Origin of the sequence: Paenibacillus sp. DRB1-1 (assembly GCF_052119485.1) — a bacterium.
Taxonomy (GTDB): domain Bacteria; phylum Bacillota; class Bacilli; order Paenibacillales; family Paenibacillaceae; genus Paenibacillus; species Paenibacillus polymyxa_B.
The window spans coordinates 2551853-2575478 of record NZ_JBODQH010000001.1; the positions used below are offsets into that span (position 1 = coordinate 2551853).

Here is a 23626-nt window from a genome sequence, read left to right on the forward strand (position 1 = left end):
CATAAAAAAAGATATTGACGTGATATTATTTTACACTTAAGATAAACCTTAATAAAAATGTAATGGTTGTTAGCGCACGAAATTGACCAGAGGTCTAAAACACGTGTTTACGCTATTAAGACAGTAAGGAGGATGTGCAACTTCATTTTCAAACCTCAAGCTTTAACGAATCACCGCAGGAATGAGACAGGCTGTTAAATAAAGAACCGACTAAGGGGGATTAACAGGATGATGCAGACGAAGAAATGGGTTTCTTTGCTTATGATGCTTACGATCGTTGGTGTTCTGTTTGCAGGATGTAGCGGAGGTGCTAATGAGGCACAGCCACAGCAAGGCAATGCGGACAATAAAACAGAGGGAAATGAAGGAAGTGCACCTGTTACGGAGGGCGTTATTAAAGCGACTGATCTGACGCAAAATCCTCCGGGGGCAACTAATCGGAAAGATAACATTGTAGTAGGTATGACATCACCTAAAGGGGTATTTAACCCGCTATTCTGGCAAACGACCTACGATTTATATGTAGTCAGAACAGTATTTGATTCCTTCTTACAGGTGAAGGCGGATGGTACATATGAAAATAGCTTGGCTGACAAGGTTGATGTATCGCCGGATGGTCTAAAATATACATTCCATCTGAAACCAGGCGTGAAGTATAGTGACGGTACCCCAGTAACAGTGAAGGATTATGCTTTTGTCCTCAAGGTACTGCATGATCCAAATTATGACGGAGAAACAGATGTATTATCTTTTAAGATTAAAGGCGGTAAAGAGTATCACGATGGCAAGGCGAATGATATCTCTGGTATCAAAGTCATTGATGATAACACAGTAGAGGTAACCGTTACAGAAGCAACAGCGTATACAAAGGATTTTCTGGGTGAGCAATACTTCATGCCAGAAGCTTATTATGGGAAAGGATTCAAAAAGGGTAACCTGGACAGCATCAAGGCACTTAATAATAAGCCGATCGGCTCTGGTCAGTATGTACTGAAGAGCTTCTCGCCGGGTCAACAAGTCGTATTTGATGCGAATCCAAACTACTTCAAAGGCGCACCAAAAGTGAAGTCAGTTATTTTCAAAACAACAACAGAAGAAACGAATCTGTCTATGCTGCAAACAGGTGAAACGGACATGGACAACATCACAGTTACTGAAGACAATGTAGAGGAATTAAAGGCGTTGGGCTTCTTGGATGTGAATATTATGCCGACAAACGGCTATGGATATATTGCGTTTAATCATAAGGAAAAGAAATTTAAGGACCCTAAAGTACGTCAGGCTCTAACGATTGGCTTAAACCGTAAGGAGATTGTGCAGGGCGTGTATGGTCCATATGCGAATGTTATTAACATTCCACAATCTACAGAATCTTGGTCTTATACGGATGAGGGTATCAACAAATATGAATTTGATACAGCTAAGGCGAAGGCTTTGCTAGATGAGGCAGGCTGGAAGGTTGGTGCTGACGGAATTCGCGAAAAGGACGGAGAAAAGCTGACCATTAACTTCTCTGCGACTGCTGATAATCCAGTAGTAGAGGCCTTGCTACCGATCATGTCCAATAACTATAAGGAGCTAGGCATCAAGCTGACTTCCGAAACTTTAGATTTTAACGCCATTATGGATAAAAAGGACACAGGCAAGTTTGATATGTTCTTCGCGGCTTGGGGCTTAACACCAGACCCGGATACAACGACTTTTATTTCGAATGGTGCACAAAATGATATTGGCTATTCCAATAAGAAGGTCGATGAACTAACGGTTGCTGGTAAGCATGAGCTGGATCAAGAGAAACGCAAATTGATTTACAAACAGCTCTATCAAGAGCTGAACAAAGATCTACCAACTATTTTTATGTACCAACGCAGAGATATGTGGCCAGTTAATGGACGTGTATCTGGCTTAGAAATTACGCCATACAAAGATTTTGAGTTCACTCTGCATAACGCTCAGATCGCTCAATAAGGGTTGCCAATCGTATGCTCAGCTCTCACGAGCTGGGCATATCACTTTATTCGTCTGGAGGAATGAATATGAAGCAGTACATTATTCGAAGACTGCTGCAACTCATCCCCACACTTATTGGCATATCCATTATCGTATTTGCGATTTCAGCCATGGTGCCGGGTGATTATATTACAGCCAAGCAGAACCCGAATATGACGGCCGAAAAGGCGCAGCAGCTACGACATATCTACGGGCTGGATAAACCGGAGTACCAACGCTATTTTATATGGGCCGGTAATATGTTAAAGGGGAATATGGGGGATTCATTACAGCATAAGCAGCCGGTAACGAAGGTCATTGGCAATTATGTATGGAACTCATTTATTATCGCTTTTTTTAGTCTTATATTTAGCTGGTTGATTGCGGTTATTGCAGGGGTATTTTCAGCCAAGTTCCAATATTCGTTATTCGATAAGTTTGTCACATTATTCATTTTCTTATGTATGTCGCTACCTTCATTTTTTATTGGTCTATTGGTCATCAAAATATTTGCCCTGGAGTGGGGAATTCTCCCGGTTGGGGGCATGACCACAGCAGGAATGGAGCCAGGCTCGTGGGCTTATATGGTGGATGTTCTCAAGCATATGTTCCTGCCGACGCTCGTACTTACGATGCTGAGCACAGGAAGTCTGACCCGGTATTTCCGTACAGGCATGTTGGAGGTCATTCGTCAGGATTATATTCGTACCGCACGCGCCAAAGGGTTGAAGGAACGTACGGTTATTTTCAAGCACGCACTGCGCAATGCACTGATTCCAGCCATCACACTACTTGGCTTCGAGCTTCCGGCCTTATTTGGTGGGGCGATGATTCTGGAGAAGGTATTTGTGTGGCCGGGTGTGGGTCAGGTCTATCTGGAGTCGATTAGTATGCGGGATTATCCGTTTATGTTGGGCTTCACGATTTTCTTAGCGTTGCTTACGCTTATCGGTAATTTGCTCTCTGATGTATTGTATGGCATGGCAGATCCAAGAATTCGCTTGAAGTAGGAGGGATACTATTGTCCGCAGAAACAGTCACGATTGAAACGAATCAAAAGGCGGCGATCCGTCCTGAAGCGTCTCCATGGAGAATCGCCGTTCGCCGTTTTAACCAAAACCGTCTGGCTTTGGCTGGTCTCGTTATATTAATTCTGATGGTTATCATTTGTATATTTGGACCGATGATTTCACCTTATCATTTAGATGATTACAAGCTAGCTGACAAAAATTTATCGCCTAATGCTAAGTACTGGCTTGGTACAGATAAGTTTGGTAGAGATATTTTGCTGCGTACGATGCTGGCCGGCCGTATTTCCTTGACGGTGGGACTAGTCGCCACGTTTATTTCGGTCATGATCGGAGCAACGTTGGGTGCGCTGGCAGGGTTTTATCGTAAAGGCGTGGATACGGTTATTATGCGGATTGCCGATATTTTCATGGCACTCCCTACATTACCGCTGCTTATTATTTTAGGTGCTGTTCTGTCGGATTTGAAGGTCGATCCGTCGAATCGCATTTATTTTCTGATGCTCATTATCGGGGTCTTGAGCTGGACTAGCTTGTCTCGTCTGGTCAGGGGGCAGATTCTTACGCTGCGTGAACAGGAGTTTATGCAGGCGACGGAAGCGCTAGGCTTGAGAGACCGTCGCAAAATATTCCGACATTTGCTGCCGAACACGATTCCTACCATTATTGTTACGGCTACGCTTGGAGTAGCGGGTGCGATTATTACAGAATCTGCGCTCAGTTACTTGGGAATCGGCGTTGTGCCGCCCACACCTTCGTGGGGGAACATGATATCGGCTGCAAATAACCTAATTGACTTCCGCAAACGGCCTTGGATATGGGTCCCACCGGGAATGTGTATTCTAATTACAGTTGTAGCAATTAACCTAATTGGCGACGGTTTGCGTGATGCGCTGGACCCTAAAATGAAGAAGTAGGAGACGAACGTTTATGGAAAATGCTTTGATTGAATTTCGTAACCTGAAAACCCACTTTCATACCTCTAACGGAACTGTCAAAGCGGTCAATGACGTCAGTTTTAAAATTCGTGAGGGTGAAACGCTCTGTGTGGTAGGAGAATCTGGCTGCGGTAAGAGTGTAACAGCGATGACGATGATGCGGTTGATTGATTCTCCCCACACCTCAGACGGACAAATCTGGTTTGAGGGCAAGGACCTTCTAAAACTCAATAAGGGTCAAATGCAGCAAATTCGCGGCAATGACATCTCGATTATTTTTCAGGAGCCGATGTCTTCTCTGAATCCCGTGCTTACGATTGGGGAACAGATCACGGAGCCGTTGCTGATGCATACATTAATGAGTAAAAGAGAAGCACATGCTCGGGCAATTGAGCTGATTAATTTGGTGGGGATTTCACGATCGGAAGAAATATTTCATTCCTATCCTCATGAATTGAGTGGCGGTATGCGCCAGCGGATCATGATTGCCATCGCATTAAGCTGTAATCCGAAGTTATTGATTGCGGATGAACCAACAACGGCACTGGATGTTACGATTCAGGCACAGATTCTGGATTTAATGCGGGATTTGAAGGATAAGCTTAAAACGTCCATTATGCTCATTACGCACGACTTGGGTGTCGTGGCAGAAATGGCTGATTATGTGGTCGTTATGTATGCTGGAAACGTCATTGAAGAGGCGCCTGTCATTGAGCTGTTTAAAAATCCGCAGCATCCATATACTCAAGGCTTATTAAAGGCGAAGCCCGTCATTAATCAGAAAATGGATCGACTGTATTCCATCCCAGGACAGGTTCCAAACCCAATTGAGTTGGGGGAAAATTGTCATTTCCATGATCGGTGCTCCCACTGTATGCAAATCTGCAAGGATCAGGCTCCTCCTTTGAATGAAAAGGAGAATGGTCATAAGGTTGCCTGCTGGCTATATGAGAAAGAAGGAGGGCAACGGATATGAGCGAGCCTTTGATTCAAGTGGAAGGGTTGAAAAAGTATTTCCCGATCACAGGCGGGATTTTTCAGCGTACTGTCGGACATGTGAAAGCAGTCGATGATGTATCCTTTAACATTCATAAGGGTGAATCCTTCGGTCTGGTAGGAGAATCGGGTTGTGGCAAAAGCACGATTGGACGTACGATTCTCAGATTGATGGATAAGACCGAGGGATCGGTACGATACAAAGGCGAAGACTTGCACGCGTTAAACAAAGAGCAGATTCGTGCGCTTCGTCCGAAGTTGCAAATCGTCTTTCAGGACCCTTTTAGCTCACTGAATCCGAGAATTAAGGTCGGCGAAGCCATTGGTGAGGCGTTGCTGGATCACGGGTTGATTGATCGTAGTGAGCTGCGGAAGAGGGTCAATGAAACGCTGAATATTTGTGGGCTGTCCTCGTATCATTATGATCGGTATCCGCATGAGTTCTCTGGCGGCCAGCGTCAGCGGATCGGGATTGCAAGGGCTTTGATTTTGAATCCTGATTTTATTGTGGCTGATGAGCCGGTATCTGCTCTAGATGTGTCTATTCAGGCCCAGATTATTAACTTGTTAAGTGATTTGCAGCAGGAACGCCAATTGACCTATCTGTTCATCTCGCATGATCTAAGTGTAGTCGAGCATCTGTGTAGCCGGATTGGTGTGATGTATTTAGGTTCAATGGTAGAGCTTTCCTCCAAGGAGGAACTGTTCAGTAATCCGCTTCATCCGTACACGAAGGCGCTGCTATCGGCAGTACCGATTCCTGATCCCACGATCAAGAGACAACGGATTGTGTTGAAAGGAGACATCCCATCTCCGGCCAATCCGCCTTCAGGATGCAAGTTTCATACACGTTGTCCTATGGCAGAAGCACGTTGTAAAACAGAGATTCCGGTATACCGCGATGCGGGCGATCAGCATTTTGTAGCCTGTCATTTTGCCTAAAATATAATAATTAGGAAGCAAAATATCCGTCATTCTGAAAGCAGCATTGACGGATATTTTGTCGTGAAATAAAAAAGGTAAAAAAATTGTATCTTTTTTTCGAAAAATTGCAGACAAAATGGATTTTTCATCGTCTAATAAAGTATGGAGGTTATTACGATGATGAAAAAACATTGGTTACGTTGGGCTATTGTCGTCCCGGTACTTATTATATTGATTTTTATTACGCTTGGACCCCGACTGTTGATCGGAAAGCCGAATGTGGATGCAGAGGCTGCGGTGCTGATGGACATGCATACTGGGGAATTACTGATGGATGTGAACGGCGATACGCCTATGCCTTCCGCAAATATGTCTAAGCTCATGACTGAGCTATTGGTGCTGGAGGATATTCGGGCCGGACGGTTAGGCTGGAATGATGAAGTGCGAATTAGCCGTTACGCGAGTACGGTGGGCGGTGTAAATCTGTCCCTCCGGTATGGTGAAAGGATGACCGTATCCGAATTGTTCCAGAGTATGGTTGTGTATTCAGCGAATGATGCCGCTGTCGCGTTAGCGGAGCGTTCAGCAGGGAATGAATCAGCTTTTGTGAAGCGTATGAATGGAAAAGCTGCCCAAATCGGGTTGTCATCCGATAGTCGCTTCAGCAATGCCTCTGGGGCAGGTCAGAGTGAATTGGGGCCAAATCACCCTGAGGATATTCGGGGAGAAACGAAAATGACAGCAAGCGACACGGCGAAGTTGGCCTCCTATTTGATTACGTCACACCCGGAGATTTTGAGAACGTCCAGCCGTACACAGATGGAGTTGAAGGATAAAGGCATCTACATTAGTAATACGAACTGGATGCTGCCTTCCTTGGCTGGACCGTACTCTTACGCGGGAACGGACGGACTGAAAGCAGGGTACACAAGCGATGCTGGATACTGCTTCACGGGTACAGCTGAGCAGCATGGAAGACGGCTAGTTGCTGTGGTGCTGGGTGCACCGAGCAAGGAGGAGCGTTTTGAGCAGACCCGGAGGTTGTTCGATTATGGTTTTGCCCTGTCGACTTCTTTCCCGGTGCGACTGCAAAATTTGGTGAAACTGGCTCCACATTAAGGTGAAAAATGATTTTGAAAGCTACATAGGATACGAATATAAACATGAATTTGGGCTTGACCGTGAGGTCGAAGCCTTTTTTGGCATGAATTTGAGAAGCTGACCACGCCATGATACTTTTGACAACAAGGTAGCAGACCTTTTATGCTTTGAGGGGAAGTTTTCGCTTCATGAGGGACCAATTCGGTTTAATGAAGAGATGGGATTTGTGACGGAAAGAAGGAAGGTACCTGTTATGGAGAGAAGACATAAGAGAAGGACCAGTGGAAAGCCCAAAAAGAAAAAGAGGTTTACCGCTCTATATATTTCATGTATTGTTTTATTTTTGATTGCAGTGGGAGGCTACCTATTCCGCAAACAGCTGACACTGGTGGCTTTTGAGTGGTTTGTATCACCGACGTTGGAAAGCAAGCTGGAGAAATCCTATCAACCGCGACAATCCGGGGAACAGCAACAGCAAGAGACAGTAGCTTACCGTAAGGAACCTTTTTCGGTGCTGTTACTGGGTACAGATGAAAGGCCAAATGAAAAGGCCCGTGGTCGTTCAGATACGGTTATGTATGCAGTAGTACGGCCCGCAGAATCGCGTGTGCTTTTGATTTCCATTCCAAGGGATACGTACGTACAGATTGTTGGACATGATCCGAATCGCGATGGCGAGGATGATTTTGATAAGTTGGGGCATGCTTATGCGTTCGGAGGCGCAGATATGTCCATGGCTACAGTAGAGAAGTTGATGGAGCATAAGGCCGATTATTATGCTACGATTAATTTCCAGGGTATTCAGGAGGCGGTGAACGCAGTGGGTGGAGTTGTGCTTCCCATCGACAAGCCCATTGAGAATAAGAACCCGCTGCATATCAAGTTCCGTATTGAGGCGGGCAAGCCGCTTTATAATGGTGAGGAAGCCATGTATTATGTTAGATATCGGGAAGATAGCGACTTCAACCGCACAAAACGGCAGCAAATTTTCTTGAACGCTATGGCGGATAAGTTACTGAATATCAACGGAATTACCAAAATCCCGGAGTTGCTCGATATTATGGGAGCCAATTTCAAAACCGATATGGAACCTACTTTTATTACTGGGCTTGGCAAGCAGGCTATTTCGCAGGGGAATCCACAAATTTCAAGTTTTACGATTACGGGGGAAGGGTTCAAGAAGAAGGGCCTGTATTATGACCGGGCTAATGAACAGGAACTTGAATATGCCAGACTTATGATTGCGAACTGGCTAGATTCCGATACAACCCCGCAGACGCTGAGGCTTCCCGACAAGCAGGACATTCAGTGAATAATCAATTGATTTATATTTGATTTTGAGGGGGATTCGTTTCTCATGAACATCGCTTTTTTCTTGCTTCCCAAACAGGAAGTTGCTTGTGTAACGGCGGATGCTACTTTACGGCAAACGTTGGAACGGATGGAATATCACCGTTTTACAGCAGTTCCTATTTTGGATAAGGAAGGTAGATATACAGGTACAGTTACAGAAGGTGATCTGTTGTGGCATATGAAAGAGTCCGAGGGGAAAATCACCTTTGAAAACGCTTCTAAGTTTATGCTTAAGGACGTTCCGTTGCGGGTTACGATGAAGCCCGTATCCATTGACGCGAACATGGAGGATTTAATTAATTTGGCTAAGGTACAGAACTTTGTGCCCGTTGTGGATGATATGGAACGGTTTATTGGCATTGTACGTCGCAGCCAGATTATTGAGTATTGTGAAAAATTTGTATCCAGGGAATCGCTTAATACTTCAAGCTAAAATAAGCAGCAGAGCTGCTCCGAAAATAACGATTTACCCTATGGGGTAACAGTTATTTTCAGAATAGGATATGCTATAATGGAGAATAAAGCTTTTTCAGAGGGGTGTGACTCTTCATCATATGCCTAAAGAAATGGATGTAGTTAAACGAGCCAAGGTTATTGAATGGCTTAAAACAGAGGTGCTTGACCAAGTCTCCCGTCTGTTTAAGGCGATGTGGGAAGGCAGTACAGCCCGCATTGGTGATTGTTTGGCGAGTTTGGTGATGAGCAGTTATATTTTGGGAAGGCGCCTTGGAGTGTCTTACCGTGAATTGGATGATCTACTCATCGACAAGCTAAGAAAGCACAGAAAAGAAGGACACCAGCTAGAGGATTGGTATCAGGACATTTCCGCACTGGAAGAACATATGCGTAAGAGGTGAAAACGTTGAAATTCCGCTTGGCAACTGTAGCATGGAGCGTCATTTATTTGCTTCTGCTGCTGACTCTATTGACACCATTAAGAATCATTACCGTATTTTTGCTGATTGTGCCTGGCGCTGTATTGTTTTCATCGCTGCCTTTCAAAGGATTTCTGGTTCACGTCATACCGGTGCTGTTAATTATAGCGCTACTCGATGTGTATTCGCTGCTCCCTGCGATTTACTTTCTGATTCCTTCAATAATGATGGGACGGATATATAAAAGGGGAGGACCTGCTTTTCAGGCGTTGATGACCGGAATGGGCATTATTTTAGCCGAGTTGTTGGTTGTTCTGTTTATCGCTACGTATTCCTTTGGGTTTGATCTTTCGCAGTACCTTCGTGATCAGGCTGCGATATCGGCAAGTATAGTACAGCAGGTTTTGAGTGCTAATCCGATGTTTTCAAACATGAATTGGACGGCAGAGGATACACAGAAACTCGGCACAATGCTGATTGGAAAAATTCCGTATGTGCTGATCATGACCTCGTTCATATTGGCGGTGATTACGCATGCTTTGGCACGTCCGGCATTGAGCAGTCTCGATGTACCGGTACGCAAAATGAAGCCTGCCCGCGAGTGGAGGCTACCGCGCGCGCTGATCTGGTATTATCTGCTGGCAATTGTAATTGAATGGATAGCAGGGTCTTCCGATAGCAGCTGGATTCAAATGGTTTCCATTAGTATGCTACCGCTGATTCATGCATGTTTTATTATCCAGACGATTGGTTTTGTATACTTCTGGACGCATAGCCGTAAAATGAGCCCGGTGATTGCGTTGCTGCTGTCGCTCGTCGTTCTGGTGTTCCAGCCGCTCCGCATTATAGGTATTATTGATTTGGCCTTTCCGCTGCGTGAAGCTATTACTAGATCAAAGAAATAGGGTGAACAGTCATGCCTAAATTTCTACAAAAACGCTGGCACGGCTATCAGACGGTCTGGGCGTTTTTACTGCTGCTGGTGCTTGTCATATGTATTTCCATGTACAACTGGGAACTGGGTGTGATAGGACTGCTGCTGTCATTCTTGCTCGGCGGGCTGATGCTGAAGACGGAATTGGATTTTCGTCGGGAACTGAATCAATATATCAGCGGTCTTTCCTTCCGGATCAAGCGGGTGGAAGGGGAAGCGATTAGTACATTGCCGTTCGGCATCATTTTATACAGTGAAAATCGAACGGTAGAATGGCACAATCGGTTTGCCGGGGAGATGTTCGAGGAGCAATCGCTGATTGGTGAGTCTCTTCAAGATTTGTTTCCTCAACTCGCAGGTGCTCTAGGCACCAAGAAGGAAACAAAGGAGCCTGCTCGTGAGCTGAAGGTGGAGCTACAGCATGATGAGCGTCATTATCAGTTTCTGATCGTGCCCGATGAGCGTCTGATATATTTGTATGAAGTAACGGAGTTGGCGGTGCTACGCAAGCAGTATGAAAACGAGCGGTTGGCGCTCGGTATCGTCATGCTCGATAATATGGACGAGGCTGCTCAGGGAATGGACGATCAGCAGCGCACCGCACTTATTGCGAAGGTGTCAAGCGAGATTACATCCTGGGCTAATCAGTACAATATTTATTTGCGTCGATTATCTTCTGAGCGTTATCTCATTATGCTAAATCATAAAGCCCTCCAGGAGCTGGAGCAAAGTCGATTCGTCATTCTGGATACCGTAAGGGAAATGACGGCGGATTTAAAAGTACCAATGACACTAAGTATTGGCTTGTCCTTCGGTGCAGAGAGCATCAAGGAGCTAGGCGAGCTGGCCCAATCCAGTCTAGATATGGCGCTTGGACGTGGGGGCGATCAGGCAGCAGTGAAGGCGGGACAACGCCTGTCCTTTTATGGAGGCAAGTCCAATGCTGTCGAGAAGCGTACCAGGGTACGAGCCCGAGTCATTGCACATGCGTTGCGTGATCTGATGCAGGAGAGCGACCGCGTGCTGATTATGGGACACAAAATACCGGACATGGATGCATTGGGAGCGGCCATCGGTGTATGGAAGGCTGCGGCACTCTACAATGTAGAGGCACATATTGTGCTGGATAAATCAAATCCGTCTATCGACCGAATGATGGAGCAGGTAAACAAGGATGAGAAGTTGTCGCAAGCGCTCATGACGCCGGAGCAGTCGCTCCAGCTGATGACTGAACACAGTCTGCTGGTCGTGGTGGATACGCACAAGGCCTCGATGACGATTGAGCCTCGACTGGTGCAGACGGCCAGCCGGGTGGTTGTTGTGGACCACCATCGTCGGGGCGAGGAATTTATTAACGATTCGGTTCTGATCTACTTGGAGCCATATGCGTCATCGGCCTGTGAGCTGGTGACCGAGCTGCTGCAATATATCCATGAGAAGGTCCAACTGACACCGCTGGAGGCAACATCACTGCTGGCGGGGATTACGGTGGATACCAAGCATTTTTCCCTGCATACAGGCTCGCGTACATTCGAGGCAGCCGGCTTTTTACGGCGTAGCGGGGCAGATACAGTTATGATCCAGCGCATGTTAAAAGAGGACCTGGATGAATATATTGCTAAGGCGGAAATTATTAAGCATGCTAAAATGATATATGGGCATATCGCATTTGCGGTAACTGAGCCCGGACAGAAAATACCGCAGCTCCTGATTGCTCAGGTGGCGGATTCATTACTCAATATGACGGATGTACTGGCCTCCTTTGTGGTCAGTGAACGTCCTGACGGCCTGGTGGGGATCAGCGCCCGTTCACTCGGACGCATGAACGTACAGGTCGTCATGGAACGGCTAGGCGGCGGAGGACATCTGACGAATGCGGCGGTTCAGCTGGATTGCCCGCTGGAGGAAGCTAAGCGCAGAGTGGTCGACGTGCTGGCCGAAATTGATGGGGAAGAGGGGTTATTTGAATGAAAGTGATATTCATTAAAGATATGAAGGGCCAAGGCAAGAAGGGGCAAATTAAGGAAGTGTCGGACGGTTATGCAGCGAATTTCCTGTTGCCGCGTGGTGTTGCCCGTCCAGCGACAGAAGGAAATATGAAGACGCTGGAAAATCAGAATGCTGCTGAGGAAAAGCGCAAGCAAGAGGAAAAGGAAGAGGCTCAAGCGCTCGGCAAAAAGCTGGAAGAGACAACGGTTCAGCTCAAGGCGAAGGCTGGTGAAGGTGGACGGCTGTTCGGCGCGATTACAAGCAAGCAAATCGCGGAGGCAGTAGCTAAAACTGGCATCAAGCTGGACAAACGTAAAATTGAGCTGGAAGAACCGATTCGTACGTTGGGCGTGACTCAAATGACCGTTAAGCTTCATCCTGAGGTCAAAGCTACGCTGAAAGTACAGGTGACTGAAGAATAATTATGGGCGGCGAATTTTTTGATCGGATTCCTCCGCAAAATCTGGAGGCTGAACAGGCGGTTATCGGGTCTATTTTGCTTCAGTCTGAAGCACTGATTACCGCAATGGAGCGGGTGCAGACCGAGGACTTTTATGATAAGGCTCATCAGATGATTTACGAAGCAATGATTGAGCTGGGTGAATCCGGACAGCCGATTGACTTGGTTACGCTGACCTCGAAAATTCAGGACAAGGGACAGCTAGAGGATATCGGCGGTGTCAGTTATCTGGCGAAGCTGGCTCACGGGGTGCCAACAGCGGCTAACGTGGATTACTATGCCCAGATCATTGAAGAAAAAGCGATGCTTCGTCGCTTGATTCGTGCAGCTACACAGATCGTGAGCGAAGGCTATAGCAGTGGCGAGGATGTCGCTGGTATGCTGAGCGATGCTGAGCGCAAGATTATGGAGATATCCAACGGGCGCTCAGGTAGTGGTTTTATTGCCATTCGCGATGTCGTGATGGAAGTGTTTGACCGCGTTGAATTGCTGCATCAGAACAAGGGCAATACGACCGGGATTCCGTCCGGGTTTGTTGATTTGGACAAGATGACGGCGGGTTTCCAGCGCAATGACTTGATCATTGTGGCCGCCCGTCCATCCGTAGGTAAAACAGCGTTCGCTCTGAATATTGCGCAAAACGTTGCAGTTCGGGCAAAAGAGACAGTAGCCATCTTCAGTCTGGAGATGTCGGCTGCTCAGCTCGTGCAGCGGATGATTTGCGCCGAGGCCAATCTGGACGCGAACGTCATGCGGACAGGTGAATTTAAAGGCGACGACGATTGGGCGAAGCTGACGATGGGCATTGCAGCCTTGTCAGAGGCGGAAATCTATATCGATGATACGCCCGGCATCACTGTGGCTGATATCCGTGCCAAGTGCCGCCGTCTCAAGACGGAAAAGGGACTGGGCATGATCGTAATCGACTACTTGCAGCTTATTCACGGACGAGGCAAAGCAGGCGAGAACCGGCAACAGGAGGTATCCGAAATTTCACGGACATTGAAGCAAATCGCCCGTGAGCTTGAAGTGCCTGTAATTGCCCTTTCCCAGCTGAGCCGGGGTGTGGAGCAGCGTCAAGACAAGCGACCGATGATGAGTGACTTGCGGGAATCGGGTTCCATTGAGCAGGATGCTGACATCGTGGCGTTTCTGTACCGGGATGATTACTATAATCAGGAAACAGAAAAGAAGAATATTATTGAGATTATCATTGCCAAGCAGCGTAACGGCCCGGTCGGTACGGTAGAGTTGGTCTTTCTCAAAAATTATAATAAATTCGCTAATTACGAGCGTGCCCATTCGGATGCGTTCGCCGGATAACATATTAGTATCATTAGAAAAGGCTCTTTCGACGCGGATTTCGCGATCTCGAAAGGGTCCTTTTTTATAGGATTTACGTATTTTCATATAAGGAATGAAACTCTCAATTACGAACAATACTATTTTCATGTAATATAATGTTCGCTTTTTATTTGACTTTAAAAAATGGTGCTGTTACACTTATAGTGCTGCTTCAACGCAGCGGGGAGATCATTACGCCCGGGGCTTTCCGAACCTACGGAATGTCTACGACGGACGTTTTTTCCTGCTGTCCGAGAACGCTCCATATCTGCCGCCCAGGCGGTTGAAGTCGGATATGCGTAGTGTGTCAGCTCAAAATCAGAGTGTCTGTGGGCACTCCACGGAGGAATGAAACATGTCAACTGTAGTCGTTGTGGGAACACAATGGGGAGACGAAGGCAAAGGTAAAATCACGGACTATCTAGCGGAAAGCGCTGAAGTGGTGGCCCGTTACCAAGGCGGAAACAATGCTGGTCATACGATTCTCATTGACGGTAAAAAGTACAAGCTGAGCCTGATTCCATCCGGCGTTTTTTATGAAGATAAAAAGTGTGTTATTGGCAACGGCATGGTAGTCAATCCGGCCGCTCTTATTGAAGAAATTACTTACATTCATGATAATGGCTTTTCCACAAAAAATCTGGTCATTAGTGACCGTGCACATGTGATTATGCCGTACCATATGACGCTGGATGTGCTGGAAGAAGACCGCAAAGGTCCTAACAAAATTGGTACTACCCGTAAAGGGATCGGCCCTGCTTATATGGATAAAGCTGCGCGTAACGGTATTCGTATTGCTGATTTGCTGGATGCAGAGGAATTCGAAAAGAAGCTGCGCCATCAAACGAAAGAAAAAAATCAAGTGATTGAACAAGTATATGGCGGCGAGCCATTGGATGTAGAAGCAATATTGAAACAGTATCTGGAATATGCCGAATTTATCCGTCCTTATGTAGGAGATACGTCTGTCGTGTTGAATGATGCGATTGACGCAAATCAAAAGGTACTGTTTGAAGGTGCGCAAGGCGTTATGCTCGATATCGACCAAGGTACGTATCCGTACGTTACGTCCTCCAACCCGTCGGCTGGCGGCGTATGTATTGGTTCCGGTGTAGGCCCGTCCAAGATTCAACAAGTCATCGGTGTAGCTAAATCGTACACCACTCGTGTAGGTGATGGACCCTTCCCAACTGAGCTGAACGATGAAGTCGGCGATTACATTCGTGAAACAGGTCATGAGTACGGTACGGTTACAGGTCGTGCTCGTCGTGTTGGCTGGTTTGACAGCGTTGTTGTGCGTCATGCCCGTCGTGTCAGTGGGTTAACGGGTCTTTCCCTGAACTCGCTGGATGTATTGACTGGCTTGAAAACAGTGAAAATTTGCACAGGTTACAAGTACCGCGGTGAGGTGATTACGCATTATCCGGCTAGCCTGAAAATGCTGGCGGAGTGCGAAGCGGTATATGAAGAAATGCCAGGTTGGAGCGAAGACATCACTGGTGTGAAAACGCTGGAGGAACTGCCTGAGACTACACGCAATTACGTACAACGCGTGTCTGATCTGACAGGTATCCCAATTGCTATTTTCTCGGTTGGGCGTAATCGCGATCAAACAAATCAGGTGCTTCCGATTTATTTGTAGGACAAGAATGATATAGCTATTGATACATGTTCAAGGAGAGAGGCTGTTAGCAGCCTCTCTCCTTTTTTTATTCTATGAAGTGTTAAATGGTTCCTCCCCCTTTACATAATCTTATCTTCCTTGTCGATTTGTGATAACAAACCCTCTCTATAATCCAAATAGAAAAGAGATTCGGACGTCTAGACGTCTTGAGAGGGATGAATTATGAACTGGTATCTTCGCTCACTCGGCACACGCAAAATTGTGGAATTCATCGTGCTTGTCATTTTCGTCATTTTTTTCCTGGGACCTCTGACCAATCTTCTCCTTTTGGCGGTTTCGGGAAAATGGCAGTATCCTGCACCGCTCCCGCAGAGCTTGTCACTGGAATGGTGGAAGTTTGTACTTACCCAGGATGATGTACTCAGCTCGATTTCCCTATCCTTCTTGATTGCGATTACCGTTACGGTCTGCTCCATTATCGTATGTATTCCTGCTGCTTATGCCTTCGCACGAATTTCTTTCCCGTTCAGTAAGTGGTTTCTTTTCTCATTCCTGCTTACGCATGCTTTTCCGAAAATGGGTTTGTATGTGTCCATTGCCGTACTATTCTACCAATTCGGGTTGATGAACACCTTTGCAGGTATTGTGCTTATCCATATGGTAAACACGCTCATGTATATGACCTGGATTCCTTCCTCTGCCTTCCGCAGCGTACATCGTGCACAAGAGGAGTCAGCGCGGGATGCTGGAGCCGGACCATTTCGGGTGTTTTGGAAAATCACCTTTCCTATGGCGCTGCCCGGCATTGTGGTCGCCTCCATCTTTACCTTTCTTGCTTCACTAGATGAAGCACAGGGGACACTCCTTGTCGGGACACCGGACTATAAAACAATGCCAGTCATCATGTATTCCATCATTGCTGATTATCCGAGCACAACGGGCGCTGTTTTCTCTGTCATTCTTACTCTGCCAACGATCATTCTGCTATTGGCAGCCAAGCGTTTTGTAAGTGCGGATGTACTGGCAGGCGGATTTCAGGTGAAATAACGTAATTGGTCAAAAGAGGAGTTTGCAAAATCCTGAAAAGGGAGCCTAAGCTAATGCCCATTCAATTATCCATTCAAGAGTTAACCAAACGCTTCAAGACAGGAGACGGAGTCAAAGGCATTTCGCTTGACGTGATGAAGGGAGAGCTAGTGACACTGCTGGGACCTTCCGGCTGCGGTAAAACAACCGTACTTCGCTCCATTGGCGGCTTTTTGGACCCGGACAGTGGCGACATTCAGATTCAGGGTAAAAGCGTACTCAAGCTGCCGCCCGAAAAGCGTCCAACGGCTATGGTGTTCCAAAGTTATAATTTGTGGCCGCATATGACCGTATATGACAATCTGGCTTTCGGGTTGAAGATTCGAAAGGTGAAGAAGACAGAAATTGACCGTCAGGTGAAGGAAGCGCTAGCGCTGGTTCGGCTAGAGAGCGCAGAGCGTAAAACGCCGGGACAGCTCTCGGGCGGTCAGCAGCAGCGAGTAGCACTCGCTCGGGCTCTGCTGCTAAAGCCTGATGTATTGCTGCTGGACGAGCCTTTTTCCGCGCTTGACGCCAAATTGCGCATGGAGATGAGGGAGGAGCTGCGGGATATCCAGACCCAGACGGGGATGACGATGGTGTTCGTCACCCATGATCAGGAGGAGGCGCTGTCCATTTCCGACCGAATCGTCGTTATGAATGCGGGCCGAATTGAGCAGCTTTCTTCACCGCAGGAGATTTATGACAAGCCACAGTCACTTTTTGTAGCGGGTTTTATTGGCCGTATCAATTTATTAAAGGGGGTGAGCACAGGTCGCAGTGTCTCTGTGAGCGGAATACCGTTTGCACAAGAGCATGAATACACAGGTGAATCCATGGTTGGTGTAAGACCAGAGGATATTGTTCTGACGACGGAAGAAAATGGTTCTCTCGCCGGAACGATCAGACAAGTGATGATTCTCGGGCATTATGCGGAAGTTTCGCTGGATAGCGGTACCCATCATCTGAAAATGTTTGTGCCGCGTGAACGAGCGGCCGAGCTGCGCAGTGGAGAGCACATCAGATTCAGCTTCAGTAAAATTGTTACTTTTCCAGCAGCACAGTGAAGATTCACGATCAACCTCTATATCGCATCAATGTCCATCACGAACGCATCATCTGGTGATGCTGCGAACTTGTGTAACTATCTAAAGGAGGCAACAACGTGTTTGGGAAAAAGAATATGGGTCTGGTTTTGGCAGGGGTACTTAGTTTATCGTTGTTGGCTGGCTGTGGAAACGGCGGTAATACCGCCACGGCTACAGGGGAAGCCAAGTCTACAAAAGCGGGAGCCGCTACGGGAACGACGGAAATTTCCTTGTACACTGGAGGGTCCCTGAATGTCAAAGAGCTGTGGGAAACGTTAATCAAGGATTTTGAAGCTAAAAATGATCACGTTAAGGTCAAACTGGTGTATTTGCCAGCAGGGACCGGAGGCGCATCTACACTGGATCGTCTGATCGCAGCCAAGAAAAGCGGACAAACCGATACAGATATCGACCTGTACGAAGGCAGTCTGGATGACATCACCAAAGGGGTAGGCGAGAAACTGTGGGAAACGGTGGATGCTGCCAAGGTTCCAAATTTGAAGAATGTTGATGAAACGTATCTCAAGCAAGTCAACAATCAGGCCATTCCATACCGTGCCTCTTCGGTTGTACTTGCCTATAACAGTGCAAAAGTAGCGACACCTCCGAAAACAGCCGACGAACTGTACACGTGGATTCGTCAGCATCCGGGCAAGTTTGCCTATAATGACCCGTCCACAGGTGGATCAGGCAGCTCATTTGTGAACACGGTTATCTATAATTTCCTTCCGCCAGAGGCGATGAACAGTGATGATCCGGCAAATATGAAGAAATGGGATCAAGGCTTCTCACTGCTCAAGGAACTGGGCCCTTCAATGTACCAAAAAGGAGTCTATCCTAAGAAGAACCAAGGTACGCTTGATATTTTGGCAAGTGGAGAGGTAGACATGGTTCCAGCCTGGTCTGATATGGCACTCGAACAACTGGCTAAAGGGCTGCTTCCAGACACGGTGAAGCTGACACAGATCGACCCTGCTTTTACAGGTGGACCCTCTTATCTGATGGTTCCTTCGCTTTCCTCCAAAAAAGAAGCAACTCAGGAATTCTTGAATTATATACTGACGCCTGAAGCGCAAACGGTGGTTATTAATAAAATGTACGGCTATCCGGGGATTAAGTGGAATCTGATGCCAACGGAGCTGCAAGAGAAATTTAACAGTGTATCTTCTGGATACCGCAGCTTTAACAGCGGAGAACTCCAGCAGGAAATCTACAAACGCTGGCAAAGTGAAGTAGCGGGCGGTTGATCATGAGTCCATTGTCCAAAAGGGGGATGCTGGGGCTTGCCCTGGTCATCCCGTCTTTTCTCATTTTGCTGGTCGTCGTTATTATTCCGATTCTCTATGCCGTGAAGGAAAGCTTGATTGATCAATATGGAACAGGCTACGGACTGGCCAACTATATTCGGCTGTTCACGGAACCTGCCATGCGTAGAAATATCATGTATACCATTAATGTCACGTTAGTCTCGACGGCCCTTACTCTGGTCATCAGCTATGCTTTGGCGGTTTATCTGAGATTTGGTAAAGGGGTTGTCGTGAAGTGGATAGGCCGGCTGTATTTTATTCCGATGTTTGTTCCCGGTGTAATTGCAACGTATGCGATCATTACTATGTATGGTAATCACGGTTGGGCTGCACGTCTTTTGCTGCCGCTTGGCATTGAAACGATTCCGAGGATTATTTATGACTACAAAGGGCTGGTGCTGGCTAATTTGTGGTTCAACATTCCGTTCGCAACCATGCTGCTCAGCTCGGCACTTGCCAGCATTCCAAACGCTGTCGTCGAAAGTGCCAGAGATGCTGGAGCCAGCACAATACAGCTGTTTGGTCGCTTTATTTTACCCCTTTCCTACAAAACGATGTGGGTTGCGGTGACCTTCATTTTCATGGGAATCATGGGCAGCTTTACGGCTCCCTTCCTGATCGGTGCCAACTCACCACAAGTGCTGGGTGTTGCGATGCAGCAGGTGTTTTCCAGCTATCAGGAGACGCATACGGCCAGTGCAATGGCAGTGTTTATGTTTTTACTGTGTTCTTTTATGGGCTACTTTTATATTCGGACAATGGTGAAGGATGCGGATGCCAGCTAGACCGCCGTTATACACTAAGGAGGTTACAGGGATGAACAGCCAAGCAGAGGTGAAAATTACCGGGTTTAGTGGGCGAGCGTGGGAAAAGGATCTGCTGGATTGCGGTTATCGGATTGCCTTACACAAGGCCGAGGTTGAGCTCAGTCCGGGAAACGGATTCCGGTTTACATTTTCCATGCCAGAAGACGGATATGCGGAGCTTGATCTGTTCGCCAGATCAGACAGTGACTGGGCTGCGACAGATCGAGAATCTGCTTTCGTACGTCTCTACCTGAATGAAGCCTATAATCAAGATGTCATTTTGTACTATGGCAGCAGTCAGGGAGTGTACACCCGTTTGTTGGGGTATCTAAAAGAAGGCGATTATGAGGTCTATGCCGAATTCCGCGAACTGGAATCGGCTCCGCTTGTATCTCGAGCATGGATCGATGGGGTTGAACTGCGCTGCGTGGCTGATTCCTCTCCAAGGTCGCTGATTTATCGCCATACCCCGCTTTTATATGGCCGCAATCTGTCACATCCCTATGAGAATCGCTTTACGGATACACCGCTTGTTTTGTTCTATTCCATAGAAGTGAACGAGGGGAAGACGGTCATCGAATTCCAAATGATGTTCAGCCATGAAGATGAGGGAACGCCCGCGCCGCTACTTATGAGCAAATGGGGAAGAACCACCGATATCGAATGGATGTACCGCGTCGAGCTGGATGCAGGGGGCAATGTTCTGGAAGCTGTTTTTCAAGGGGCACATCATATTACGACTGCGTTTAATGGCAATTATGATCTGGGCGGGCATCCTGTTCTCCAATCCGCAACAACCAACGGAAACTTTAGGGATGACATTACATCGGACTATCGTTTTATGCTACCGCCTGCTTTCCAGTGGAAACCAGAGGAAGAGCCGCGTGAGGCCGTCATGAGCCGTTTTCCTTTTGCCTATCAGGTCACCGGGTGGGAGATGGAACGTCAGCAGGAGCTGGAAATGCCATCACAGGCGTCTTCCATTACACTTGCACACCAGCGTAGCTATGTGTTTATCCAGACTTCAAAACGTCCCTTACAGGATTCAGGCAGAGAATTGTCTCCAGGGTTCAAGCCTGGCTTCAATCGGCGCGAGGAAGATGCCTGTGTCGATGTCCAGCTTCGCCTTCACGGCTCGGAGCAGTGGTATTCGTCCTGCCATCATGATCTGAGACTCGGGGAATTTAGAGCCGCTTATGAGGGTGCAGAGTCACATTTTTCTACCACGGTCAAGCTGTCTGGAGAAGCTGTGCTTGAGGATATAGCTGAAATCAGGGCCGTATTGCTGGAAGGCGGTGCGGATAGCATGGAAGTAGCCGGACTGTGTGCCTTTACGTTAAACGAGGATAACCTCCCGCAGTTTCCAGGTATTCGTACAGACCGGGTGATTGAGCTGACGCGGCTTCAACCCGTAGGTGTTTTATGGGCGGCAGACAAAGACAGGTCAGGTGATGAAGACCATACTGTGAATGATATGGTGAAACATGTTGTGGATGAACCGTCTAGCCAGGATGGGGAGTCATGAGCAGACTACTGTATGTGGAAGGAACGGTCGACAGAACCTGCACCCAGAGCCATATTACGTACTCTTTTCATATTCCACAGCCGACTGAAACGATACGTATTCACTTCTCTTACACGCCCAAGTTATTGGAGGATCAAGAGCAAGCACGAGAAATCATAGAGGAAAGCATGAGCAAATACGGATACGACGAGCCGGGGCATTCATCCGATCTATGGAAGAAGTATATACCGCTGCAAAATTTATTAACGCTGTCTGTCGATGATCCTCTCCGTCACCGCGGAAATGCGCACCGTCCCGAGATGCAGCAGGAGCATTGGCTCGGTTCGTCTGCGGCTTCGCCGGGATTTCTTGCAGGAGATCATCCGGTGGGCATGTGGCGGATTACGGTCAGTCTGCATGCCGTTGTGACCGAGACGCTTGCCTACCAAATTCATGTATTGGGGGAGGAAGCAGCATATGCTTAAATGGATTCCAGCTGAGCTTCACACCCATACGCTTCACAGCGACGGAAAGCAGACGCTGGAGGAGCTTGTTCAAAGCGCAGTGAATCTGGGGCTTGAATGCATCGCTATGACGGATCACAACACGCAATCAGCACTTGCGGATCAGGAACGGGTTCAGCAGCAGTTCGGTCTCCCGATCATTTCAGGGATGGAGTGGACGACCTTTTACGGGCATATGCTGACACTTGGGGTTGACCGCTTTATTGACTGGCGTGTGCTGGGACCAGATGACATTCATGAGGGGATTCGGCAGGTGCATGAGCAGGGAGGCATTGCAGGGATCGCCCATCCGTTCAGGATCGGAAGTCCGATCTGTACGGGGTGCTTTTGGGAGTACACTATTCAGGATTGGCATGAGGTGGATTATATAGAGGTCTGGTCAACGCTTATGCCATCTATTAAGCGGGATAGCCAGCGGGCGTTTGCCATGTGGACCGATTTGTTGAATCAGGGGTATCGCATCACTGCGGTAAGCGGTCGGGACTGGCATGTATCTAAACCGGATGATGCGCTTCCGGCTGTTACGTATCTGGGGGTTCATGATGAAGCAGAAGAGCGAGAAGATTTAGCAGGCCCGGCAGTTGAGGCGATTCGCCACGGTTCAGTGTCAGTTACGATGGGACCGTTACTGACGATGTGGGCACAGATTAAGGGCAGAGAACATCGTTATCACATCGGCGAATGTATAGAGCTGACTGTAGAGGATTCACTATCGGTGACGGTTCAATTGGATGTGGAAGCAAGAGCAGTCCATTATAACCTCAAGCCTCAGAATCTTCGTCTTCTGCTGACAAGTAGTCATGGAATATGCTCCGAGATTCAGATCCCTGCTCAAACAGGAGAATATACGCTGTCATTGCAAGATCCGCTAGGAAAGGGCTGGATAAGAGCCGAGCTTTACGGCTGCATGGAAGACTGCGTGATGATGATTGCTTTTACGAATCCGATTTATATGGCTTAATACAATAGAAAGGCTGGGCTTCGGACGGTGTCAACAAAACAAGAGAACATAAAGCAGCGTATAGAAGAATATATGAAGGTTCATCAAATGGGTCCGGGGGATCGGCTGCCGTCGGAAACTGCACTTTCCCAATCGTTTCGTGTCTCGCGTACGACGCTACGGGGAGCTATTCGCCAACTGGAATCGGAAGGTAAGCTACTAGTAAAACACGGGAGTGGCACGTTTGCTACTTGCCCGCTGCCGAGTATTCCAAGCTCGCTGGACCGCCTGTATAGCATCGGGGACATGATTCGTTCGGCAGGGCTACGGGAAGACGAGCAGCTGGAATCCATTCAGAGAATTTCGGTTTGTCCTCCTGATATTGCCGAACAGATGAGATTTTCCGAGAATGAGCCCATGATTGCTTTAGAGCGTACACGCACTGCCAACGGAGAGGCTGTAGCCCACTCTATAAACTGGATGCCAGAGAAATTAGCCGGACCCATTCTGGAAGGTGACTCTTTTTCAGGCTCGCTTTTTCAGAGTCTTGAGTTCAAGGCCGGGGTGCGAATCGTCGGAGCGTATTCCGAGCTTACTGTTCCAAACTATGACGACGCACATATGACACGTCTGCTGAAACATCCGCACGCCACGGTATTACTATTGAAGCAGCTTCACTATGATGAAATGAACAGGCAGGTGCTGTATTCTCTGGATTATGTCCGCAGTGACATTTTCCGTTTCTGGGTGCGTCGTACGCGCTGATTCAATCAGAATGTGGTATCTCCTATTGAATCGTGCTAGTTTTACATATTCCATGGGTTAAAAATCGTCATA

The 23626-nt window shown here is 47.5% G+C and carries 22 protein-coding genes; all 22 read left to right on the top strand.

Annotation, left to right across the window (positions count from 1 at the left end; genetic code table 11):
• Positions 1–228 precede the first annotated feature (228 nt).
• The 22 genes from ACQW03_RS11285 (at position 229) to ACQW03_RS11390 (ending at position 23554) form a co-directional block, all read left to right on the top strand.
• Positions 229–1968 carry an ABC transporter substrate-binding protein gene (locus ACQW03_RS11285; RefSeq protein ID WP_076292924.1) on the top strand — a complete coding sequence of 580 codons (1740 nt, stop codon included), beginning with the start codon at positions 229–231 and terminating at the stop codon, positions 1966–1968.
• A gap of 68 nt (positions 1969–2036) precedes the next feature.
• Positions 2037–2999 carry an ABC transporter permease gene (locus ACQW03_RS11290; protein ID WP_023991143.1) on the top strand — a complete coding sequence of 321 codons (963 nt, stop codon included), beginning with the start codon at positions 2037–2039 and terminating at the stop codon, positions 2997–2999.
• A gap of 11 nt (positions 3000–3010) precedes the next feature.
• A complete protein-coding gene (gene opp4C, locus ACQW03_RS11295; RefSeq protein WP_071644151.1) occupies positions 3011–3934 on the top strand; it encodes an oligopeptide ABC transporter permease in 924 nt (307 codons plus the stop codon).
• Positions 3935–3947: 13 nt separating this feature from the next.
• Complete coding sequence (locus ACQW03_RS11300; protein ID WP_025723142.1) at positions 3948–4931, top strand: ABC transporter ATP-binding protein; 984 nt, start codon at positions 3948–3950, stop codon at positions 4929–4931.
• On the top strand, positions 4928–5893 hold the full coding sequence (locus ACQW03_RS11305) for an ABC transporter ATP-binding protein (RefSeq protein ID WP_071644149.1): 966 nt from the start codon (positions 4928–4930) through the stop codon (positions 5891–5893). The genes ACQW03_RS11300 and ACQW03_RS11305 overlap by 4 nt, the downstream gene beginning before the upstream one ends.
• Positions 5894–6052: 159 nt before the next feature.
• Positions 6053–6994, top strand: a complete 942-nt coding sequence (locus tag ACQW03_RS11310) for a D-alanyl-D-alanine carboxypeptidase family protein (RefSeq protein WP_023991141.1) — start codon at positions 6053–6055, stop codon at positions 6992–6994.
• A gap of 235 nt (positions 6995–7229) precedes the next feature.
• The gene (locus ACQW03_RS11315) at positions 7230–8288 is read left to right on the top strand and encodes an LCP family protein (protein WP_071644147.1); all 1059 of its coding nucleotides are present in this window, start codon (positions 7230–7232) and stop codon (positions 8286–8288) included.
• Positions 8289–8333: 45 nt separating this feature from the next.
• Positions 8334–8762, top strand: coding sequence for a CBS domain-containing protein (locus ACQW03_RS11320; protein ID WP_013312792.1), 429 nt, complete (start codon positions 8334–8336; stop codon positions 8760–8762).
• Positions 8763–8883: 121 nt separating this feature from the next.
• Positions 8884–9186 (top strand): MazG-like family protein, encoded by a 303-nt coding sequence (locus tag ACQW03_RS11325; protein ID WP_013312791.1) that lies wholly within the window; start codon positions 8884–8886, stop codon positions 9184–9186.
• Positions 9187–9191: 5 nt separating this feature from the next.
• Complete coding sequence (locus ACQW03_RS11330) at positions 9192–10109, top strand: DUF2232 domain-containing protein (RefSeq protein ID WP_441949711.1); 918 nt, start codon at positions 9192–9194, stop codon at positions 10107–10109.
• A gap of 11 nt (positions 10110–10120) precedes the next feature.
• Entirely contained in the window at positions 10121–12109 is a 1989-nt protein-coding gene (locus ACQW03_RS11335; RefSeq protein WP_076292920.1) for a DHH family phosphoesterase, read from the top strand.
• Positions 12106–12549 carry a 50S ribosomal protein L9 gene (rplI, locus tag ACQW03_RS11340; RefSeq protein WP_013312788.1) on the top strand — a complete coding sequence of 148 codons (444 nt, stop codon included), beginning with the start codon at positions 12106–12108 and terminating at the stop codon, positions 12547–12549. The genes ACQW03_RS11335 and rplI overlap by 4 nt, the downstream gene beginning before the upstream one ends.
• Positions 12550–12551: 2 nt before the next feature.
• Positions 12552–13910, top strand: coding sequence for a replicative DNA helicase (gene dnaB / locus ACQW03_RS11345; RefSeq protein WP_023991136.1), 1359 nt, complete (start codon positions 12552–12554; stop codon positions 13908–13910).
• 376 nt (positions 13911–14286) lie between these two features.
• Positions 14287–15573 (top strand): adenylosuccinate synthase, encoded by a 1287-nt coding sequence (locus ACQW03_RS11350; protein WP_029518946.1) that lies wholly within the window; start codon positions 14287–14289, stop codon positions 15571–15573.
• Between the two features lie 204 nt (positions 15574–15777).
• Entirely contained in the window at positions 15778–16602 is an 825-nt protein-coding gene (locus ACQW03_RS11355; RefSeq protein WP_025723149.1) for an ABC transporter permease, read from the top strand.
• A gap of 53 nt (positions 16603–16655) precedes the next feature.
• On the top strand, positions 16656–17687 hold the full coding sequence (locus tag ACQW03_RS11360) for an ABC transporter ATP-binding protein (protein WP_029518944.1): 1032 nt from the start codon (positions 16656–16658) through the stop codon (positions 17685–17687).
• Positions 17688–17785: 98 nt separating this feature from the next.
• Positions 17786–18955, top strand: a complete 1170-nt coding sequence (locus ACQW03_RS11365) for an extracellular solute-binding protein (protein ID WP_071644143.1) — start codon at positions 17786–17788, stop codon at positions 18953–18955.
• A gap of 2 nt (positions 18956–18957) precedes the next feature.
• Positions 18958–19800, top strand: coding sequence for an ABC transporter permease (locus ACQW03_RS11370; RefSeq protein WP_441949715.1), 843 nt, complete (start codon positions 18958–18960; stop codon positions 19798–19800).
• A gap of 31 nt (positions 19801–19831) precedes the next feature.
• Entirely contained in the window at positions 19832–21346 is a 1515-nt protein-coding gene (locus ACQW03_RS11375; RefSeq protein WP_441949717.1) for a hypothetical protein, read from the top strand.
• Complete coding sequence (locus ACQW03_RS11380; protein ID WP_076292917.1) at positions 21343–21810, top strand: hypothetical protein; 468 nt, start codon at positions 21343–21345, stop codon at positions 21808–21810. Before ACQW03_RS11375 ends, ACQW03_RS11380 begins: the two co-directional genes overlap by 4 nt.
• Positions 21803–22810, top strand: a complete 1008-nt coding sequence (locus ACQW03_RS11385; RefSeq protein WP_076292916.1) for a CehA/McbA family metallohydrolase — start codon at positions 21803–21805, stop codon at positions 22808–22810. The genes ACQW03_RS11380 and ACQW03_RS11385 overlap by 8 nt, the downstream gene beginning before the upstream one ends.
• Before the next feature lie 27 nt (positions 22811–22837).
• Positions 22838–23554, top strand: coding sequence for a GntR family transcriptional regulator (locus ACQW03_RS11390; protein ID WP_071644138.1), 717 nt, complete (start codon positions 22838–22840; stop codon positions 23552–23554).
• Positions 23555–23626 lie beyond the last annotated feature (72 nt).

What these genes read in the sequence shown, in the direction of transcription:
- ACQW03_RS11285 (WP_076292924.1), top strand. Translation starts at nt 229, where the DNA reads ATGATGCAGACGAAGAAATGGGTTTCTTTGCTTATGATGCTTACGATC.
- ACQW03_RS11290 (WP_023991143.1), top strand. Translation starts at nt 2,037, where the DNA reads ATGAAGCAGTACATTATTCGAAGACTGCTGCAACTCATCCCCACACTT.
- ACQW03_RS11300 (WP_025723142.1), top strand. Translation starts at nt 3,948, where the DNA reads ATGGAAAATGCTTTGATTGAATTTCGTAACCTGAAAACCCACTTTCAT.
- ACQW03_RS11305 (WP_071644149.1), top strand. Translation starts at nt 4,928, where the DNA reads ATGAGCGAGCCTTTGATTCAAGTGGAAGGGTTGAAAAAGTATTTCCCG.
- ACQW03_RS11310 (WP_023991141.1), top strand. Translation starts at nt 6,053, where the DNA reads ATGATGAAAAAACATTGGTTACGTTGGGCTATTGTCGTCCCGGTACTT.
- ACQW03_RS11315 (WP_071644147.1), top strand. Translation starts at nt 7,230, where the DNA reads ATGGAGAGAAGACATAAGAGAAGGACCAGTGGAAAGCCCAAAAAGAAA.
- ACQW03_RS11320 (WP_013312792.1), top strand. Translation starts at nt 8,334, where the DNA reads ATGAACATCGCTTTTTTCTTGCTTCCCAAACAGGAAGTTGCTTGTGTA.
- ACQW03_RS11325 (WP_013312791.1), top strand. Translation starts at nt 8,884, where the DNA reads ATGCCTAAAGAAATGGATGTAGTTAAACGAGCCAAGGTTATTGAATGG.
- ACQW03_RS11335 (WP_076292920.1), top strand. Translation starts at nt 10,121, where the DNA reads ATGCCTAAATTTCTACAAAAACGCTGGCACGGCTATCAGACGGTCTGG.
- rplI (WP_013312788.1), top strand. Translation starts at nt 12,106, where the DNA reads ATGAAAGTGATATTCATTAAAGATATGAAGGGCCAAGGCAAGAAGGGG.
- dnaB (WP_023991136.1), top strand. Translation starts at nt 12,552, where the DNA reads ATGGGCGGCGAATTTTTTGATCGGATTCCTCCGCAAAATCTGGAGGCT.
- ACQW03_RS11350 (WP_029518946.1), top strand. Translation starts at nt 14,287, where the DNA reads ATGTCAACTGTAGTCGTTGTGGGAACACAATGGGGAGACGAAGGCAAA.
- ACQW03_RS11355 (WP_025723149.1), top strand. Translation starts at nt 15,778, where the DNA reads ATGAACTGGTATCTTCGCTCACTCGGCACACGCAAAATTGTGGAATTC.
- ACQW03_RS11360 (WP_029518944.1), top strand. Translation starts at nt 16,656, where the DNA reads ATGCCCATTCAATTATCCATTCAAGAGTTAACCAAACGCTTCAAGACA.
- ACQW03_RS11370 (WP_441949715.1), top strand. Translation starts at nt 18,958, where the DNA reads ATGAGTCCATTGTCCAAAAGGGGGATGCTGGGGCTTGCCCTGGTCATC.
- ACQW03_RS11375 (WP_441949717.1), top strand. Translation starts at nt 19,832, where the DNA reads ATGAACAGCCAAGCAGAGGTGAAAATTACCGGGTTTAGTGGGCGAGCG.
- ACQW03_RS11380 (WP_076292917.1), top strand. Translation starts at nt 21,343, where the DNA reads ATGAGCAGACTACTGTATGTGGAAGGAACGGTCGACAGAACCTGCACC.
- ACQW03_RS11385 (WP_076292916.1), top strand. Translation starts at nt 21,803, where the DNA reads ATGCTTAAATGGATTCCAGCTGAGCTTCACACCCATACGCTTCACAGC.